This is a genomic window from Agromyces sp. Y558, from assembly GCF_059445415.1.
Genome location: NZ_JCAIUH010000001.1, coordinates 2032434 through 2050657, shown reverse-complemented (window position 1 = coordinate 2050657; position 18224 = coordinate 2032434). Strand labels below are relative to the sequence as shown.

Annotated in this window: 16 protein-coding genes; 7 read left to right on the top strand and 9 right to left on the bottom strand. The window is 68.9% G+C overall.

Annotation, left to right across the window (positions count from 1 at the left end; translation table 11 throughout):
- The first annotated feature begins 101 nt into the window (after window positions 1-101).
- Window positions 102-1481 carry an MFS transporter gene (locus AC1C2T_RS09640; RefSeq protein ID WP_495362337.1) on the top strand — a complete coding sequence of 460 codons (1380 nt, stop codon included), beginning with the start codon at window positions 102-104 and terminating at the stop codon, window positions 1479-1481.
- 318 nt (window positions 1482-1799) lie between these two features.
- Entirely contained in the window at window positions 1800-2225 is a 426-nt protein-coding gene (locus AC1C2T_RS09635) for a four-helix bundle copper-binding protein (RefSeq protein ID WP_495385413.1), read from the top strand.
- A gap of 114 nt (window positions 2226-2339) precedes the next feature.
- Here AC1C2T_RS09635 and AC1C2T_RS09630 read toward each other — a convergent pair whose 3' ends face one another.
- From AC1C2T_RS09630 to AC1C2T_RS09615, 4 genes are all read right to left on the bottom strand, one after another.
- Window positions 2340-2693 (bottom strand): hypothetical protein, encoded by a 354-nt coding sequence (locus AC1C2T_RS09630; protein ID WP_495385136.1) that lies wholly within the window; start codon window positions 2691-2693, stop codon window positions 2340-2342.
- 129 nt (window positions 2694-2822) lie between these two features.
- Window positions 2823-3656 (bottom strand): ABC transporter permease, encoded by an 834-nt coding sequence (locus AC1C2T_RS09625; RefSeq protein WP_495362334.1) that lies wholly within the window; start codon window positions 3654-3656, stop codon window positions 2823-2825.
- On the bottom strand, window positions 3653-4549 hold the full coding sequence (locus AC1C2T_RS09620) for an ABC transporter permease (protein ID WP_495385135.1): 897 nt from the start codon (window positions 4547-4549) through the stop codon (window positions 3653-3655). The genes AC1C2T_RS09625 and AC1C2T_RS09620 overlap by 4 nt, the downstream gene beginning before the upstream one ends.
- On the bottom strand, window positions 4546-5472 hold the full coding sequence (locus AC1C2T_RS09615) for an ABC transporter ATP-binding protein (RefSeq protein WP_495362332.1): 927 nt from the start codon (window positions 5470-5472) through the stop codon (window positions 4546-4548). Before AC1C2T_RS09615 ends, AC1C2T_RS09620 begins: the two co-directional genes overlap by 4 nt.
- Before the next feature lie 160 nt (window positions 5473-5632).
- On the opposite strand from AC1C2T_RS09615, the gene AC1C2T_RS09610 reads away from it, so the two are divergent.
- Together AC1C2T_RS09610 and AC1C2T_RS09605 are read left to right on the top strand one after the other, a co-directional pair.
- Window positions 5633-5860 (top strand): hypothetical protein, encoded by a 228-nt coding sequence (locus AC1C2T_RS09610; RefSeq protein ID WP_495385134.1) that lies wholly within the window; start codon window positions 5633-5635, stop codon window positions 5858-5860.
- Between the two features lie 81 nt (window positions 5861-5941).
- Window positions 5942-7819: an ABC transporter ATP-binding protein gene (locus AC1C2T_RS09605; RefSeq protein WP_495385133.1), complete on the top strand. Its 1878-nt coding sequence runs from the start codon at window positions 5942-5944 to the stop codon at window positions 7817-7819.
- 180 nt (window positions 7820-7999) lie between these two features.
- Here the strand turns inward: AC1C2T_RS09605 and AC1C2T_RS09600 are convergent, their stop codons facing one another.
- Window positions 8000-8383, bottom strand: coding sequence for a DUF1622 domain-containing protein (locus AC1C2T_RS09600; RefSeq protein ID WP_495385132.1), 384 nt, complete (start codon window positions 8381-8383; stop codon window positions 8000-8002).
- A 202-nt stretch (window positions 8384-8585) separates the two neighbouring features.
- Complete coding sequence (locus AC1C2T_RS09595; protein ID WP_495385131.1) at window positions 8586-10502, bottom strand: phosphoenolpyruvate carboxykinase (GTP); 1917 nt, start codon at window positions 10500-10502, stop codon at window positions 8586-8588.
- A gap of 131 nt (window positions 10503-10633) precedes the next feature.
- On the opposite strand from AC1C2T_RS09595, the gene AC1C2T_RS09590 reads away from it, so the two are divergent.
- The 3 genes from AC1C2T_RS09590 (at window position 10634) to AC1C2T_RS09580 (ending at window position 13650) form a co-directional block, all read left to right on the top strand.
- Window positions 10634-12076 (top strand): helix-turn-helix domain-containing protein, encoded by a 1443-nt coding sequence (locus tag AC1C2T_RS09590; protein ID WP_495385130.1) that lies wholly within the window; start codon window positions 10634-10636, stop codon window positions 12074-12076.
- Window positions 12077-12331: 255 nt separating this feature from the next.
- Entirely contained in the window at window positions 12332-12673 is a 342-nt protein-coding gene (locus AC1C2T_RS09585) for a PadR family transcriptional regulator (RefSeq protein WP_495350896.1), read from the top strand.
- Window positions 12670-13650, top strand: a complete 981-nt coding sequence (locus tag AC1C2T_RS09580; RefSeq protein WP_495385129.1) for a permease prefix domain 1-containing protein — start codon at window positions 12670-12672, stop codon at window positions 13648-13650. Before AC1C2T_RS09585 ends, AC1C2T_RS09580 begins: the two co-directional genes overlap by 4 nt.
- A gap of 222 nt (window positions 13651-13872) precedes the next feature.
- Here the strand turns inward: AC1C2T_RS09580 and AC1C2T_RS09575 are convergent, their stop codons facing one another.
- The 3 genes from AC1C2T_RS09575 to AC1C2T_RS09565 all read right to left on the bottom strand — a co-directional run bounded on the left by AC1C2T_RS09575 (window position 13873) and on the right by AC1C2T_RS09565 (window position 18219).
- Complete coding sequence (locus AC1C2T_RS09575; protein WP_495362325.1) at window positions 13873-14661, bottom strand: SDR family NAD(P)-dependent oxidoreductase; 789 nt, start codon at window positions 14659-14661, stop codon at window positions 13873-13875.
- Window positions 14662-14809: 148 nt separating this feature from the next.
- The gene (locus tag AC1C2T_RS09570) at window positions 14810-15985 is read right to left on the bottom strand and encodes a thiolase family protein (protein WP_495385128.1); all 1176 of its coding nucleotides are present in this window, start codon (window positions 15983-15985) and stop codon (window positions 14810-14812) included.
- Window positions 15986-16026: 41 nt separating this feature from the next.
- Window positions 16027-18219: an alpha-N-acetylglucosaminidase gene (locus tag AC1C2T_RS09565; RefSeq protein WP_495385127.1), complete on the bottom strand. Its 2193-nt coding sequence runs from the start codon at window positions 18217-18219 to the stop codon at window positions 16027-16029.
- Window positions 18220-18224: the final 5 nt, after the last annotated feature.

Here is an 18224-nt window from a genome sequence, read left to right as displayed (position 1 = left end):
GTTGCCACAAGCGACGGTTCCACTCACCGACTCCGCCCGATGCCAGACCGACACGCCCGGAGACCGGCGCTACGCCCACCTCCTTGGAGTCCTCGCCAGCGATGCCTACATCCGCCGCGGCCACTGCCGCACCCGCAACACCTGAAACCACTGCAACCCCCGCGAATCCGCGCAGTCGAGTCGTGCTCGCGAGCCTCATCGGCACGACGATCGAGTTCTACGACTTCTACGTCTACGCGACAGCCGCGGTGCTCGTCTTTCCGCACCTCTTCTTCCCGACCGGCGATGCCACGACGGCGCTACTCGCGTCGTTCGCCGTCTTCGGCGCCGCGATGGTCGCCCGCCCGCTCGGTGCGGTCATCTTCGGCCACCTCGGCGACAAGCACGGCCGTAAGGCGACCCTCGTCGGCGCGCTCCTCACCATGGGCGTCGCGACCTTCCTCATCGGCCTGCTGCCGACGTACGCGATGGTGGGCTGGCTCGCGCCGCTCCTGCTCGTGATCCTCCGAATCGCCCAGGGCTTCGCGCTCGGCGGCGAATGGTCGGGCGCCGCGCTCGTGGCGACCGAGAACGCACCGAAGGGCAAGCGCGCCTGGTACGGCACCTTCCCGCAGCTCGGCGCGCCGATCGGCTTCATCATCGCGAACGGCCTGTTCCTCGTCATCGCGGCGGTGCTGCCGTCGGATGACCCGACGATGCCCTCGCAGGCCTTCCTCGACTGGGGTTGGCGCATCCCGTTCCTGTTCTCGGTCGTGATGGTCATCGTCGGCCTCTGGGTGCGGCTGCGGCTCGTCGAGTCCACGGCGTTCTCGAAGGCCTCGAAGGCCGGCAAGCTCAAGAAGCTCCCCCTTGCGACCGTCTTCAAGGACCACTGGCGCCAGCTCATTCTCGGAACGTTCTTCATGTTGGCGACGTACGTGCTCTTCTATCTGATGACCACGTTCTCACTGAGCTACGGCCGCGCAGCGGTCGAACCGGACGATGGCGCACTGCCCGGCCTCGGCTACTCGTACAACACCTTCGTACTGATGCTCATCGGCGGTGTGCTGTTCTTCGGTGTCTTCACGCTGCTCTCAGGGCCGTGGGCCGACAAGTGGGGCCGTCGCAAGACGCTCATCTGGGTCACGCTCGGCATCATCGTGTTCGGCCTCCTGTGGGTTCCGCTCCTCGGCGCGGGGTTCTGGGGCGTCATGGCCTGGCTCGTCGTGGGCTTCTCGCTCATGGGCATGACCTTCGGACCGATGGGGGCGCTCCTGCCCGAACTGTTCCCGACGAACGTGCGCTACACCGGTTCCGGTATCTCGTACAACGTGTCGTCCATCCTCGGCGCGGCGGTCGCCCCGTTCATCGCGGTCGCCCTGTGGCAGGCCGGCGGCGGCAGCCCGTTCTGGGTCGGCATCTACCTCTCGGTGATGGCCGTGCTCACGCTCATCGCCCTCATTGTCTCGAAAGAGACGAAAGACGTCGACATCGACGCCTGAGCACACGCGATTCGAAGGGCGGATGCTGCGGCATCCGCCCCTCGCTCGTTCGCGCCCTCGTTCCGCGCCTTTCCCTGGCTCCCGCCGCTCGACTCCTCGCCCGTCGGGCCGGCTCATCGAGAGGGCGCTTCGTGTCGTCCTCGGGCGTCGAGAGCGACACGAAGCGCCCTCTCGATGGGCGACGCATCCGTTCACGAGATCGTCACACGCGACCCTTCTCGACCCACGACGCCCGGCGTAGCATGGCGTGCAACAGGGGCGCCGAGTCATCCGCCGGCACCGTCGACGCTCGACCGCCCAGGACGGCGGGTCGTGCAGATGAACATGACGATGGACATGATGAAAGGCGCCATGTCGTCGTCGGAGATGCCGATGGACGGCATGGATCCGGCGGTGATGCAGGAGTGTATCGAGGCCCTCTCCGCGTGCATGCAGGCGTGCGTGATGTGCGCCGACGCCGACGCGAGCGAGGGCATGGGCCGCTGCGCGAGCCTTTGCGCGAACTGCGCCGACATGTGCGACACGATGATGCGAATGTTGCTGCGCATGCACGGCTGGGAGATGCCGGTCATGATGTCGATGATGCAATCGACGATGATGATGGCCCGAGCCTGCTCGGCCGAGTGCATGATGCACGCCGAGATGAGCGAGCACTGCCGCATGTGCGCGGTGGCGTGCGATCAGGCCGTCATGGCGATGGACAAGATGATGGACTCGATGAGCGAGGCGATGCCGATGGCGTGAGGTTGTGCCGCACGAATCCCGTCGGTCGAGTCGCGAGCCGAGTCCGTCGGTCGAGTCGCGAGCGGAGCGAACGTATCGAGACGCGCCCGCCGACACCCCGGCCGTCGCTACCCGTCAGGCGAACGCGACGCTGTACCGCTGCCCGCCGCTGGCCAGCACACCGTAGATGCTGTGCACGGCGACCGGGTCGCCGGTCACGAGCGCGCCCTCGAACGCTTCGTGGTGCCAGACACGGCGCAGCGATTCGTCAGCCACGTCGGCGACCGTCACGACCCCGTCGGCGCCGACCCCGACCACGATCGCGTCGAGCCACTTGCTCGCCGTCGTCGTCGCGAGGCGCGCCTGCATCGCGTGCAGTCGGTGGCCCGGCCGGTCGCTCCGGCACCCCGCCGCGCTCTCGCACCCGCGCATGCCCATGACCGTGCCGACGTGCGGCTCGGTGGCGGTGTGCGGTTCGCGGTGCGACATGAAGGCTCCTCGGTGTTCGATGCCGCCACGATACGCGCGAGGTGAGCGGATGTCGCGGGCCGGTGTAACCCGCCGCAACACTCACCGCCGGCCACCAACCCTCACTGTCGACCCCAGGCGCGCACACCGTCAGTCGAGGAAGAGCACCCGCAGCCGCTTCGTGGTGAACACGAGGCCGATCGCGATCATCACGGCGTAGTAGAGCACGTGCCAGAGCAGGCCCCAGCTCACGTCGCCCGTCGTGAGCCCGCGCACGAGCTCGACGCCATGCCACAGCGGGAGCGCCTGGACGACGCCCTGCAGCCACTCGGGGTAGACGGTGAGCGGGTAGAACGTCGCGGAGAACAGGAACATCGGGAGCATGACGAAGTTGATCCAGTCCATCTGCTGGAAGGTCTTCATGTAGCTCGTGATGGCCATGCCGAGGCTCGCGAATCCGAAGGCGATGAGCAGCACGGCCGGCAGGGCGAGAAGCGCCCACCACGACAGGTTGAGGCCGAGCACCTGCATGACGAACTGGAACCCGACGGCATAGAGGGCACCTCGCAGGAGCGCGAGAAGAATCTCGCCGAGCGCGACGTCGAGCGGCCCGAGCGAGGTCGACAGCATGCCCTCGTAGAGCTTTGCGAACTGCATCTTGAAGAAGACGTTCCAGGTGGAATCGTAGATGGCGCCGTTCATCGCCGCGACCGCGAGGAGCGCCGGCGCGATGAACGCGGGATACGCGACCTCTTGGCCGCTCGCGGTCGTGACGGTGCCGACCAGGGCGCCCAGGCCGATGCCCATCGCAAGCAGGTAGAAGATCGGCTCGAAGAAGCCGCTCACGACGACGAGCCAGTTGGTGCTGCGGGTCGCGCGCCAGCCGCGGAGCATGACCGCACGTGCGTTGCCGGCGTAGAGCGCGCGCAGCGGTCGCAACCGGATGCTCGCAGGGGCGAGGTCGCGCTCGGTCGTGTCGGTCATCGCCCGAGCCTCCGTACTGCGATTCGGCGGGCCCAGATCCAGCCGATGACGATAAGCACGACGAGGTAGACGACATGCACGACGGTGAGCCAGATCGGCTCGGCATACCCGTACGAGAACACGCGAGCGAGCTCGGCGCTGTGCCAGAGCGGGGAGATCCAGCCGATCCACTGCAGCCAGATCGGGAAGGTCGACAGGGGGAAGAACGTGCCGGAGAAGAGCGTCATCGGCAGTACGACGAAGCGCATGACCATGGCGAGCTGACCGGTGTCCTCCTCGAGCGTCGAGGTGTAGCCCATGAGCAATGCGCCGAACGCGAGCCCGCCGAGCAGACCCGCGAAGACCATGAGGAAGGCGATCGGTGCAGGCGCCGCCCCGAACACGAGGATGAGCGCGAAGAACAGCACGAGATTCACGAGCATCCGGATCGCGACGGAGATGACGACGCCGTCGACGATCTGAGTGGGTCGGAGCGGTGAAGCGCTCATGCCGGTGAACGTGGGATTCCACTTGTAGCCGAGCATGACCGGGTACGTGAACTCCTCGCTCGCGACCGTGATGGCCGCACTCGCGAGCAGGGCCGGCGCGACGAAGACCAGGTAGCTCACGCCCTCGACCGCCTGGGCGCCGAGGTTGGCGTCGACGATCGTCGCGAGCCCGACGCCGAGCGCGTAGAGGTAGACGAGAGGGCTGCCGATGCCGGCGACGACGACGGTGCCGGTGTAGCTCTTCATCACGCGGAACCGATGCAGGGCGACATACCACGCGCCCCAGCGGCGCGGCCTTCGCCCGGCGGCGATCGCACGGCGTGCGAGCTCGGTCGTGGCATCCGTCACTCGGGTCTCGAGCCGGCTTTCGGGGCCCTCTCGACCCGCTGACGCGAGATCGGTCATTCGATGAGGCTCCGTCCGGTGAGTCGGAGGAAGACGTCTTCGAGACTCGATCGCCGCACGAGGCTCGTGATCGGGTGGAGCCCGGCATCGGTGATCTTCACGAGTTCGGCCTCGCCGTCGTTGCTGTACACGAGTATGCGGTCGGGCAGCACCTCGAGGCGGTCGCCGATGCCGGCGAGGCGATCGGCGACCTCGCTGTTGCGGTCGCTACCGAAGCGCACCTCGAGCACTTCGCGCGAGGAGTACTGGCGGATGAGCGCGGCCGGGGTGCCCTCGGCCATGATCGCACCCTCGTCGACGACCACGAGCCGGTCGCAGAGCTGCTCGGCCTCGTCCATGTAGTGGGTCGTCAGGAGCAGGGTCGTTCCCTGCTCTTTGAGGCGGAACAGGCGGTCCCACAGGATATGCCGGGCCTGCGGGTCGAGGCCCGTCGTGGGTTCGTCGAGGAGCAGAAGTCGCGGGTCGTTGATGAGGGCTCGGGCGATCGTGAGCCGCCGCTTCATTCCGCCCGAGAGCGAGTCGACCTTCGCCTTGCCCTTCTCTTCGAGCTGCGCGAACGCCAGCAGCTCGTCTGCGCGTTTCGCGACGATCTTGGCGGGCAGCCCGAAATACCGGCCGTAAACGAGGAGGTTCTCGCGCACGCGGAGCTCGGTGTCGAGATTGTCGGACTGCGGCACGACGCCGAGTTGGGAACGGATCTCGGGCCCGAAGTCGTCTGGGTCGAGGCCGAGGATGGAGAGCTCGCCCTCGGTGCGCGTCGAGACTGCTCCGACCATGCGCATCGTCGTGGACTTTCCTGCGCCGTTGGGGCCGAGCAGCCCGAACGACTCACCGGCCGCGACCTCGAAGGAGATTCCGTCGACGGCGGCGAATTCCCCGTATCGCTTGACGAGGTCGGTAGCAACGATCACTGGTGCTGGCACAAGGCTTCACGATAGTGGTCGGCGCTGACATCGCGTCACCCCTGTAGATGCGTGTCGATGCACGAGATGCGTGTCGTCGATGCGCGCACTGACGCTGAACCCCCCGCTGGCGAGTCAACCCACGTTGACAGGTGCTGTGACGTCAACTAGCGTTGACATCATGGACGATCACACCCTCCGCACCGCGATCGCGGCCGCCGACGGCGACGACCCGTACCGCGCACTCCGCGACCTCCACCACGCGCGAGTCGAACTGACCCGCGAGCTCGACCACGCAGAGGCCATCGCCGTGCGGCGGGCGCGAGCCACCGGGTCGAGCTGGCAGCTCATCGCCCTCGCGCTCGAGGTCTCCAAGCAAGCGGTGCACAAGAAGTACGGGCGCAGCTAGGCCACGTAAGCTGCAATGCGGCGACGACGCGGAACCCGAGCGGATGCGGCATCCACTCGCCGCGCCGGCCAGGAAGCGAACATGAGCGACACTGAAACCCGACGTTCCCCCTTCGGCCGACGCGAAACCCCCACGGGGCCGCGGGCGACCTTCCGGCAGCTGCTGCCGTTCATCTTCGAACACCGGCCGGTGCTCGTCGTCGTCGCGATCCTCAGCGTCATCGGGGCGCTCACGAGCCTCGCACAGCCGCTTCTCGTGAGCCAGGTCATCTCGATCGTGCAGGCCGACGAACCGCTCGGCTGGCTCGTCTGGGCGCTCGTCGTGCTCGTGATCGTGAGCGGTGTCATCTCGGGCTACCAGCACTACCTGCTGCAGCGCACTGGCGAGGGCGTCGTGCTCTCCGCCCGCAAGCGACTCGTCGCCAAGATTCTGCGCCTGCCGATCGCCGAGTTCGACACCCGCCGCACGGGAGACCTCGTTTCGCGCGTCGGCAGCGACACGACGATGCTCCGCGCGGTGCTCACTCAGGGACTCGTCGAGGCGATCGGCGGCACCGTCACCTTCGTCGGTGCGCTCATCGCGATGCTCATCATCGACCCCGTGCTGCTCGGCCTCACCGTGCTCGTCGTCGCGATCGCGATCACGACGGTGACCCTCCTCTCCCGGCGGGTGCGCGAAGCATCCCACCAGGCTCAGGAGAAGGTCGGCGACGTCGCAGCATCCGTCGAGCGCGCGATCAGCGCCGTGCGCACCATCCGCGCCGCGGGCGCCACCGACCGCGAGATCCGGGCCGTCGACGGCGATGCCGAGGGGGCATGGGAGATGGGCGTCAAGGTCGCGAAGATCTCCGCCCTCATCGTGCCGATCGCGGGCATCGCGATGCAGGTGTCGTTCCTCGTCGTTCTCGGCGTCGGCGGGTTCCGCGTCGCGACCGGCGCACTGACCGTCGCGAACCTCGTCGCATTCATCCTCTTCCTGTTCATGATGATCCTGCCGCTCGGCCAGGCGTTCGGCGCGATCACCTCGGTGAACCAGGCGCTCGGCGCCCTCGGCCGCATCCAGGAGATCCTCGACCTGCCCGATGAAGACACGCACGACCGCGAACTCGCACCCCTCGCGCTCATGGTCGGCGACGCCAACGAGGCCGTGCTCCCGGATGCCGCCGCGATCGAGTTCGACGGCGTGCACTTCGCCTACGCCGCCACTCGCTCGGACCCCGCCGATCCGGCGAACGAAAGTGCCGACGAACACTTGCCCGAGCCCGATGTCACCGATCGTCAGCCCGTGCTCCGCGGCGTCTCGTTCCAGGTGCCGCGCGGCCGGCGCATCGCGCTCGTCGGCCCATCGGGTGCCGGCAAGTCGACCATCCTCGCCCTGATCGAGCGGTTCTACGACCCCTCGATCGGCGTCGTCCGCATGGGCGGCCTCGACCTGCGCTCGCTCGATCGCGCCGAGCTGCGCGCCCAGATCGGCTACGTCGAGCAGGACGCGCCGGTGCTGGCCGGCAGCCTTCGCGACAACCTGAAGCTCGGCAGCCCCGATGCGACCGATGAGGAGTGCGAGCACGTGCTCCGCGCCGTGAACCTCGGCGGTGTGCTCGACCGCAACCCCGACGGGCTCGGCGCCGCCGTCGGCGAAGACGGCATCATGCTCTCGGGCGGCGAACGCCAGCGCCTCGCGATCGCGCGCGCGCTGCTCGCTGCTCCCCCGATCCTGTTGCTCGACGAGTCGACGTCGTCGCTCGACGGCGTGAACGAACGCATGATGCGCGAGGCGATCGACGCCGTGTCGGCCGGTCGCACGCTCATCGTCATCGCGCATCGGCTGTCGACGGTCATCGACTCCGATCGCATCGTCGTGCTCGACGAGGGCCGCGTCATCGGCGAGGGCACGCACTCCGAACTCGTGGCCGCCGTGCCCCTCTACCGGCAGCTCGCGGAGCACCAGCTGCTCGTCTGAGGCGCGGCGAACTCCATGACGGCCTCAGGGCCCACCCGAGTGCAGCTCAGTGCCCGCTCGGATGGCGCGGCAGCGGGCACTTCGTAGCGTGGACTCCCGCATACGATCTTCGGATGCCTCGAGCCCCTGCCCCACGGAGGACCACGATGACCATCGCACCCGCGTCGAGCGCGCGCGACCTCAGCCGGCTTCGGTCGACACGATCGCGGGTTCCCCATCGACGGGCGTCCCGCGCTTCTGCCACGGCCAACGCCCCGAGATCTCGAGCTCGAGCGACCAGCTGAGGAACGTGCGGATGAGCACGATGACCGCGAGCACCGCGACCGAGTCGAGCGTCGGTGTGACAGCGACGGTCTTGATGATGTCGGCCGCGACGAGCAACTCGAGGCCGAGCAGGATGGCCCGGCCGAGCACGCGACGGAAGCGCGTGTAGACCGGGCTCATGCGCCGCAGGCCTCGGAGGGCGGCATCGACGATCGCGTAGAGCACGCCGATGACGATCGCCGCGACGCCGAGCACGTCGATGACCTCGCCGACCGCTTCGATGACGCTGCCGAATTCCATTTGCCCCCCTCGCGGCACACGCTAGCGCCGCACGGCCCGTGCGGGCACGCGACGTGCCGGGAATCCTGCGACGGAATCCGGCGAAGGAGGCGGACGACGGATGCCGCGGGCGACGACGCCCCTCCCGAGCGCGAGCGTCCGCGGCATCCGTGACCCGCATGGCGATGCGCCCCGCGGATCGCGAGGCGCACTGCCGACCGGGCTACGCGCCTTGGTGCTGCAAGTGGTATCGCAGGCTTGCGAGTTCTGCCTTGAGCGCCGCGGGCACGCGGTCGCCGAACTGCGCGAAGTACTCGTCGGTAAGGTCGCACTCGGCGAGCCACGAGTCGCGGTCGACGTCGAAGAGCTGTTCGAGCGCGGCATCCGTGATATCGAGTCCGTCGAGGTCGAGCGAACCGGAAGCCGGGAGCATGCCGATCGGCGTCTCGATCGCGTCGGCCGCACCCTCGATGCGCCCGACGATCCACTCGAGCACACGCGAGTTCTCGCCGAAGCCCGGCCAGAGGAACGAGCCGTCGCCGCCCTTCCTGAACCAGTTGACCTGGAAGATCTTCGGCGCGTTCGTGCCGAGCACACGGCCCATCTTGACCCAGTGGCCCCAATAGTCGGCCATGTTGTAGCCGCAGAACGGGAGCATGGCGAAGGGATCGCGGCGAAGCTCGCCGACCGTGCCCTCTGCGGCGGCCGTCTGCTCGGACGAGATCGTCGCGCCCATGAACACGCCGTGCTTCCAGCCGCGGGCCTCGGCGACGAGCGGCACGTTCGTGGCACGGCGCCCTCCGAAGAGGATCGCGTCGATCGGCACGCCGTCGTGCGCGTCCCAGTCGTCTGAGATCTGCGGGCACTGCGCGGCCGCGACCGTGAAGCGGGAGTTGGGGTGCGCTGCGGGGCGACCGGATGCCGGCGTCCACGGCTTGCCCTCCCAATCGGTGAGCTCCGCGGGCGGCGTGTCGGTGAGGCCCTCCCACCAGACGTCACCGTCGGGCCGGAGCGCGACGTTCGTGAAGATGGTGTTGCCCCAGAGCGTCTGCACGGCGGTGGGGTTCGTGGTCTCCCCTGTGCCGGGTGCGACACCGAAGAAGCCGGCCTCGGGATTGATCGCGTAGAGGCGCCCGTCGTCGCCGGGTCGCATCCACGCGATGTCGTCGCCGATCGTCTCGACCTTCCAGCCGGGGATCGTGGGGCGCAGCATCGCGAGGTTCGTCTTGCCGCACGCCGACGGGAACGCGGCCGCCACGTGGTACGACCTGCCTTCGGGCGAAGTGATCTTGATGAGCAGCATGTGCTCGGCGAGCCAGCCCTCGTCGCGCGCCATGACGCTCGCGATGCGCAGGGCGAAGCACTTCTTCGCGAGCAGGGCGTTGCCCCCGTAGCCCGAGCCGTACGACCACACCTCGCGCGAATCGGGGAACTGAACGATGTACTTCGTCTCGTTGCACGGCCAGTCGGCCTCGGCGCGGCGGTGCCCGATGCCGTCGACAAGCGGGTAGCCGACCGAGTGCACGGTGCGCACCCACGGCTCGCCCGCCTCGATCAAGCGGTAGACCGCGTCGCCCATGCGGGTCATGATTCCCATCGAGAGCACGACGTAGGGCGAGTCGGTGATCTCGACGCCGAGCTGCGAGATCGGCCCGCCGAGGGGGCCCATCGAGAACGGCACGACGTACATCGTGCGCCCCTTCATGGAGCCGTCGAAGACGTCGGCGAGTTCTTCGCGCATCTCGCGGGGGTCGCGCCAGTTGTTCGTGGGGCCCGCGTCTTCTTCGTAGGTCGAGCAGATGAACGTGCGGTCTTCAACCCTGGCGACGTCGCCAGGATCGGTACGCGCGAGGTAGCTGTTGGGGCGCCATTCGGGGTTCAGCTTGATGAGCTTGCCCTCGGCGACGAGCTGCTTCGTCAGCAGGTCGGCTTCGTGCTGGGAACCGTCGCACCAGACGATCTCGTCGGGCTTGGTGAGACCGGCGATCTCGTCGACCCAGGCGCGCAGCGCGGGGTCGGTGGTGCCGCGTCGGGCGCCGGCGACGGCGTCGGGGGCGGTTGCGGGGGCGGAGGCTGCGGACGCCTCGGATGCCTCGGTGCCGATCGAGGCCGTGCCCGATACGAACTCGGAGATGGTCATCGTCGTCCCTTCCAGAGTGTGTGCCGACCAGTGGCCGGAAACGGTTCGTACTTCAAGAATGCGCGCGGATGCGGCATCCGTTCGGCCAAATGACCCGTTAAGAACTGCGCTTCTTTCGCTATTCTTAAGGCATGAAGGCAGGCTCCCCCGACCTCGCGACCCTCGGCCAGCGCATCCGCCACTTCCGAGGCGAGCGCGGCCTCACCCTCGACCAACTCGGTGATGCGGTGGGGCTCGCGGGCAGCCAGCTCTCGCTCATCGAGAACGGAAAGCGGGAGCCGAAGCTGTCCACCCTCGACGCCCTCGCCGCAAGCCTCCGAGTCGAGCTCGCCGACCTCCTCGCCCGCGAGGCACCGAGCAGAAGGGCCGCACTCGAGCTCGAACTCGGCCGGGCGCAAGCGAGCTCGCTCTACGCGAGCCTCGGGCTGCCGGCCATCAGGCCGGGGCGCGGCATCACCGACGAATCGCTCGAAGCGATCGTGGGCCTCCACCATGAGCTGCAGCGCCGGGCGAGCGAAGCCATCGCCACCCCTGAAGAGGCGCGACGGGCGAACACCGAGCTGCGCGAACTCATGCGCGAACGCGACAACCATCTCGCCGAGATCGAGCAGCTCGCCGAAGACCAGGTGCGGGCATCCGGCCACCGCTCGGGCGCCGTCACCCACCGCGAAGTGGGCGTCATGGCCGAGCGCCTCGGCTTCCAGCTCATCTACGTCGACGACCTGCCCGACTCGACCCGGTCGATCACCGACATCGCGAACGGCCGCATCTACCTGCCGCCGGCATCGATCCCCGGCGGACACGGACTGCGGTCGATGGCGCTCCAGGCGATGGCGCACCGGCTGCTCGGCCATGAACGGCCGGCGAGCTACGCGGAGTTCCTGTGGCAGCGGCTCGAGATCAACTACTTCGCGGCTGCGTGCCTCATGCCGCGCGAGGCATCCGTCACCTTCTTGCAGGCCGCCAAGAAAGAGAAGCGGCTCGCCATCGAAGACTTCCGCGACGCATTCGGCGTGACGCACGAGGCGGCGGCGCTGCGGTTCACGAACCTCGCGACGACGCACCTCGACATGACCCTGCACTTCCTCCGCGTCGCCGGCGACGGGGCGCTCCTGAAGGGCTACGAGAACGACGGCCTGCCGCTGCCGACCGACGTCACCGGGTCGATCGAGGGGCAGTGGGTGTGTAAGAAGTGGAGTGCGCGCAGCGCGTTCGGGCACACGAACCGCACGACGGAGAACTACCAGTACACCGACACCCCCGCCGGCACGTTCTGGTGCGCGACGCAGACGGGGCGCACGGATGCCGCGGAGTTCTCGATCTCGGTCGGGGTGCCGTTCAACCAGGCCAAGTGGTTCCGCGGGCGCGAGACCACGCAGCGCGCGGTCTCGACCTGCCCCGACGACGCCTGCTGCCGTCGGGCGCCGTCGGAGCTCGCCGAGCGCTGGGCCGGGCGGGCGTGGCCGAGCGCCCGGTTGCACGCGCACGTGCTGTCGCCGCTGCCGTCGGGCACGTTCCCGGGCGTCGACGACTCCTCGGTGTACGAGTTCCTCGAGGCGCACGCCGAGCAGTAGCCGGCAGCTGCACCTCACCTTCGCCCTCACCCCTCACCCCTCACCCCTCACCCCTCACCCCTCACCCCTCACCCCTCACCCCTCACCCCTCACCCCTGCAGCAATTCAGGAAGGGAGTGGGCGTGTCCGGACGACACGCCGTCCAGACAGCCGCGACAGGCCTCCCTTCCTGAATTGGTGCGCGGGCGACGAGGCATCCGTCGCGCTATGAAGTGTGGGTTGCAATAGTGTGTGTCACACAGTAACGTGTGAGGCATGAGCACAGATGAGACCACCGCGGGGCACCTGCAGGAACTGAGACGCGGCACCGTCGTGCTCGCCTGTCTCATCCGCCTGCGCACACCCGACTATGGCTACGCACTGCTCGAGTCGCTGAACGGGCTCGGCATCCTCGTCGATGCGAACACTCTCTACCCGCTGCTGCGGCGGCTCGAGAAGCAGGCCCTCCTCACGAGCGAGTGGAACACCGACGAGGCGCGGCCCCGAAAGTTCTACCGCACAAGCCCGACCGGCGAGGTGCTCGCCGGCGCCCTCATGACCGAATGGCAGCGCATCGACGACGCGCTCGCCGGACTCACGACTGGAGACGAACGATGACCACCCTGACCGACCGCTACGTGTGGGCCGCCGCCCGCACCCTGCCCGAAACGCAGCGCCCCGAGTTCGATCGCGAACTGCGCGAGCGTATCGGCGACGCGAGCGACGCACTGGTCGAAGCCGGCCAGCGCCCCGACGACGCCGAGCGCGCCGCCCTCACCGAGCTCGGCGACCCGGCAGTACTCGCCGCGCACTACGTCGACCGGCCGCTGCAGCTCATCGGGCCGCGCTACTTCCTGACCTGGTGGCGCATGTTGAAGCTGCTGTTCGCCGTGGTTCTGCCGTTCGCCGTCCTCGGCGTAGCGATCGCGCAGGCCGTCGCCGGGACGTCCGTCGGCGGCATCATCGGTGCCGTCATCGGCGTCACGATCTCGGCAGCGGTGCACATCGGATTCTGGACGACGCTCGTGTTCGCGATCCTGGAACGCTTACCGGCCCCGGCCGGCCGGCGCGGAATCGACCTGCCATGGACGCTCGACATGCTGCCAGCCCTGCCCGAGCCGGGCAGGGCGTCGCGCCTTGCCGAGCTCATCGCGTCGGTGGTGTTCCTCGTCGTCTTCGCTGCCGTACTCGTCGCGCAGCAGTTCGGAATCCCCTGGGTTCCCGAGCTCGCATCGGTGCCGATCCTCGACCCAGCGCTGTGGTCGTTCTGGCTGCCATACTTCATCACGCTCATCGCGCTCGAGGTGTTGTTCGCCGTCGCCGTCTACGCGTGGGGCTGGAACTGGTGGCTCGCCGGGACCAACCTCGTGTTGAATGTCGCCTTCACGGTGCCGGCGTTGTGGTTGTTCCTCACCGGCCAGCTGATCAACGAGCCGGCACTCGACGCGATGCGGTGGCCGTGGGGCGAGTCTGGGCCGATCATCGTGGCGATCATCGTCGTGGTGACGATCGGCGCCTCCATGTGGGACGTCATCGACGGTGTCATCAAGGCTGTCCGTGCCCGCTCGGCGGTGCGCACCGCTCGAGCAGCCTGAGCCGCACGGATGCCGCGGGGCGGGCGCTCGAGCTGAGCGCCCGCCCCGCGGCATCCCACCTGCATCGAGTGCCGAGTTGCACAACGATGCGCGTGACACGCCGCGAACGCACGGCGCGCCGTGCGAATCGTCGTGCAACTCGGCAACGGTCGCTCGGCGTGCTCGGCGTGCTCGGTGCTCGGTGCTCGGGCAGCTCGGCACTCGGGCTGCTCGGCCCACGCCCTACTTCGGCTGCATGCGAATGGCGCCGTCGAGGCGAATCGTCTCACCGTTCAGCATCGGGTTCGCGATGATCGAGCGCACGAGCGCTGCATACTCGGTGGGATGCCCGAGGCGTGACGGATGCGGCACCTGAGCCTCGAGCGACGCGCGCACCTCGTCGTCCATACCGGCCATCATCGGCGTCTCGAAGATGCCCGGGGCGATCGTGACGACGCGGATGAGCAGCTTCGACAGGTCGCGGGCGATCGGCAGGGTCATGCCCGCGACGGCGGCCTTCGACGCTGCGTAGGCGGCTTGGCCGATCTGCCCGTCGAAGGCGGCGACCGATGCGGTGTTGATGATGACGCCGCGCTCGGCGGTGCTCGGGCCGCCCGGCACGCTGCCGGAAACCGGCTCGTTGGCGGCCATCGCCGCCGCCGCGAGGCGGGTCACATTGAACGTGCCGATGAGGTTCACCCGGATCGTGCGTTCGAACGCATCGAGCGGCGCCGGGCCGTCACGGCCGACGGTGCGGTTCGCGGTCACGATGCCGGCGCAGTTGACCGCGATGCGCAGCGGCGCCAGGGCGGATGCCGCGTCGACGGCGGCCTGCACCTCGGCCTCGTGCGCGACATCCGCCGCGACGAAGCGCGCCCGCTCCCCGAGTTCGGCCGCGGCCTCTTCACCGCGGGGGCCCGGCAGGTCGACGAGCACGACGGATGCCCCACCGTCGACGAGTGCGCGAGCCGTCGCGCGTCCGAGGCCCGAGGCCCCGCCAGTGACGATTGCCGATGCGCCGTCGAGTTCCATCTGGTGTCCTTTCACATGGTCGTTCGCCGGGCCGGTCGAACCGGGTGTTGCTGGTCGAGGCGAGCGTTGCCGGTCGAACCGGGTGTTGCCGGTCGAGGCGAGCGTTGCGGGTCGGCTCGCTTCGACAGGCTCAGCGAGCTGTGGTGGGTCAGATGCGTTCGATGATGGTGGCGTTGGCCATGCCGCCGCCCTCGCACATCGTCTGCAGGCCGTAGCGGCCACCGGTCGCCTCGAGTTGATTGACGAGCGTCGTGAGCAAGCGCGTGCCCGAGGAGCCGAGAGCGTGCCCGAGGGCGATGGCGCCGCCCCGGGGGTTCAGCTTCGCGGCATCCGCCCCCGTGTCATGCAGCCACGCGAGCGGCACCGACGCGAACGCCTCGTTGACCTCGTAGGCGTCGATGTCGTCATGGCCGAGTCCGGCGCGCTCGAGCACCTTGGCTGTCGCCGGGACAACACCCGTGAGCATGTAGAGCGGGTCGCTGCCCACAACCGAGAACGAGCGGAACCGCGCACGCGGCGTGAGGCCGAGTTGCTCGGCCCGCTCGGCGCTCATGATGAGGGCGGCGGATGCGCCGTCGGTGAGTGGCGAGGAGTTGCCCGGAGTGATCCGCCAGTCGAGCTCGGGGAACCGCTCGGCGAGTTCGTCGGTGCGGAACGCGGCGTTCAGCCCTGAGAGCGATTCGACGGATGTCGCGGGGCGCACGGTCTCGTCGGTCAGCGAGTCGACACCGGGCACCGGCACGACCTCGCTCGCGAACGCGCCAGACTCCTGTGCGGCCGCGGCGAGCTCGTGGGATCGCGCGGCGAAGGCGTCGAGCTCGTCACGTGCGAAACCCCACTTCGCGGCGATCAGCTCAGCCGAGACGCCCTGGTTCACGAGCCCATCGGGGTACCGCGTTCTGATGCGCGATCCGTAGGGATCGGCGCCCGCCGTGCTCGAGCCGAGCCGCACGCGGCTCATCGACTCGACGCCGCACGCGATGACGATGTCGGCCTGCCCGGCGAGCACGGCCTGGGCCGCGAACGTCGCCGCCTGCTGACTCGAGCCGCACTGCCGGTCGATTGTCGTGCCCGGCACACTCTCGGGGAAGCCTGCCGCGAGCACCGCGTTGCGGGTGATGTTGTAGCTCTGCTCGCCGATCTGGCTGACGCACCCGCCGATGACGTCGTCGATCAGACCGGGGTCGAGGTCGTTGCGGTTCACGATGGTGTCGAGCACGCCCGCGAGGAGGTCGACGGGGTGGATGCCCGACAGGATGCCTCCGGGCTTGCCGCGCCCGACGGGCGTGCGCACAACGTCGACGATGACGGCTTCTCTGCTCATGCAGACAGCCTAGATCGGCTGGGGTCCCGAAGCGAAGCCCTTCAGCAGCCGAGCCGGTCGAGCACCGCGGACGCCACCGCGACGGGAGGCGAGTTCGACCCATCGTCGCTGCCGGTCGCGCTGCGCCATACCTCTTCGATTCCGACGATGCGAGCGCGGAGCACCGCGACATCGGGTTCAGCTCCGTTCTCGGCGGCCTCGGCGGCCTCGGCGAGCCACTCGGTCCACGCCTCCCAGCGAGGCAGGTAGAGATCGCGGATCAACCCGGACCAGTGCCGCCCCGAATAGTCGTGCAGGCCGCTCGACTGATGCCCCCAGACCGACACCAGGCTGCGCGCGTCCCGTTCCATCACCGCTGCCTCAGCCGGAGTGTCGGCCCAGCCGCGGGCGGCGTCGATCCAGGTCGATACCCGTGATTCGGGTCGGGTGGCCGCTAATGCGTCGAGGTCACGCAGGTCGTTGGCCAGTTTTGCAGCGCGGTCCCGGATGCCGGTGGCGTTGCGGTGCTCGAAGGCGGCGAGGATGCCGCGGATGTGCTCGCGCGTGCGCTGGGCGAGCACGTGGCCGGTCAGTTCGACGAGATCGTGCTCGAGGGCATCGGGCGACGGCGAGACATCCGCCAGCTCGATGAGGAGCCGAGCCGCGCGAGCGATGCGCGGCAGGTCGCCGAGCACGGCCGGGTCGTTCTCGGCGTCGATGTTGGCCGACATGCGTGAGGGCCCCGTCGACAGCGCCTCTCCCGCCAGCCGCTGCGTGGCGAACGGTGCGGTCGCATTCCAGGGGCGCGCGAACACCGGCGACGGAATCGAACGCGTACGCCCCGGCGCGTACAGGGTCTCGGCCAGCAGGTGCCAGGCCTGCCGGGCGCGCTCGTCGTCGACGCCGTACCGCTGCACCGCAAAGACATCGAGCCAGTGCTCGACGACGCCCCCGCCCCAGACGAGGTCGCCGGCCAGCTCGTAGAAGACGGTGTTGTTCTCGATCGCCTCGGGGGCGAGTCCGATGCCCTCGAGTCGCTCCGGCCGTTCCCGTTCGAGCTCCGTGATGTCCCGCGCAAGTCCGGCGAGGTCGCCGAACAGTGCGAACCTCCCGCCGAAGTTGTGTATCGCGGTCCAGATCCACCGCCGTCCGTGCATGCCGTCGCGCCACATCGGCGCGTGCTCACCCCAGAGGTCGATGAGCAGGAGGCTCTCGTGCGGCACCCCAGAGAGGTAGGCGGCGACCCGCTCGGGCGTCCAGAAATCTCGGTGGTAGTGGAACGGCCAGCCCTGCAGGAGCCAGGTCGCATCGGGGTAGACACCGGAGACGGCCCGATGGATGCCTCGGCCCGCTGCCGCGAGCGCGGCCTCGTCGCCCGACGGCGGCAGGGATTCGATGTACGGGTCCACCGCGATGACGGGCCGCGGGCCGGGATCTCCGAGGAGTTCGCGTTGCACCTCGAGGAAGGTGCGCACGAGATCCGCATACTCGGCTGACGACGGCTCGAGCATCGGCGTGCTCCAGCCCTGCCACTCGATCTCCGCCGCGCCGGCACCGGCGAGGAAACGTGGCACATGCCCGCCCGTCACCGGCAGTACGGGTGTCATGCCGAGTTCGCGAGCACGACCGAGGATCCGGCGCGCGAGCTCGACACGACGCTCCGACCAGCGTTCGGGCAGCGGCCCGCCGAAGTCGTGCATCCCGCCCACCGACATCCACGGCGTGTGCGCGGCGCTGCCCACCCACGACCGCGCTTCTGCGCGCGGGACTCCGGACCTCGTCAGGGTCTCCTCGAGCACGACCTCGTACGCGGTGAGCACGAACGGATGCGTAACCCCGTGCAGCGCCACCCAGTCGAGTTCGCGCTCCCATCGGTCCCAGTCCCAGAAGGGCGTCGAGTAGGCGTGCGTGACCATGTTCAAGTGGTAGCGAATGGCGAACGGTGTGCGGATCGACGTCGGCGGGGAATCCGGCCAAGCCTCGAACGCCGGGTCGAGTCGCGGCGACTCCCAGGTGATGCGGCGGCCGTTGCGCTGGAGGTACCGAGACAGCGCGCTCAACGCCGCCACCGGATCGGTACCCCGCAGGGTGAGGACGCCGCCCTCCGCGGCATACTCGCCGACGGCGGCGTGCTCGCCGACCGCCGCGTCGTCCGATGTGTCGACGATCCGCTCGATCCGCACGCGATCCGCGTCGCCCCCGATCCGGGCGACGACGCCGCGCACGGCCTCGGAGAACCCGTCGGAACCGGTCATCGCAC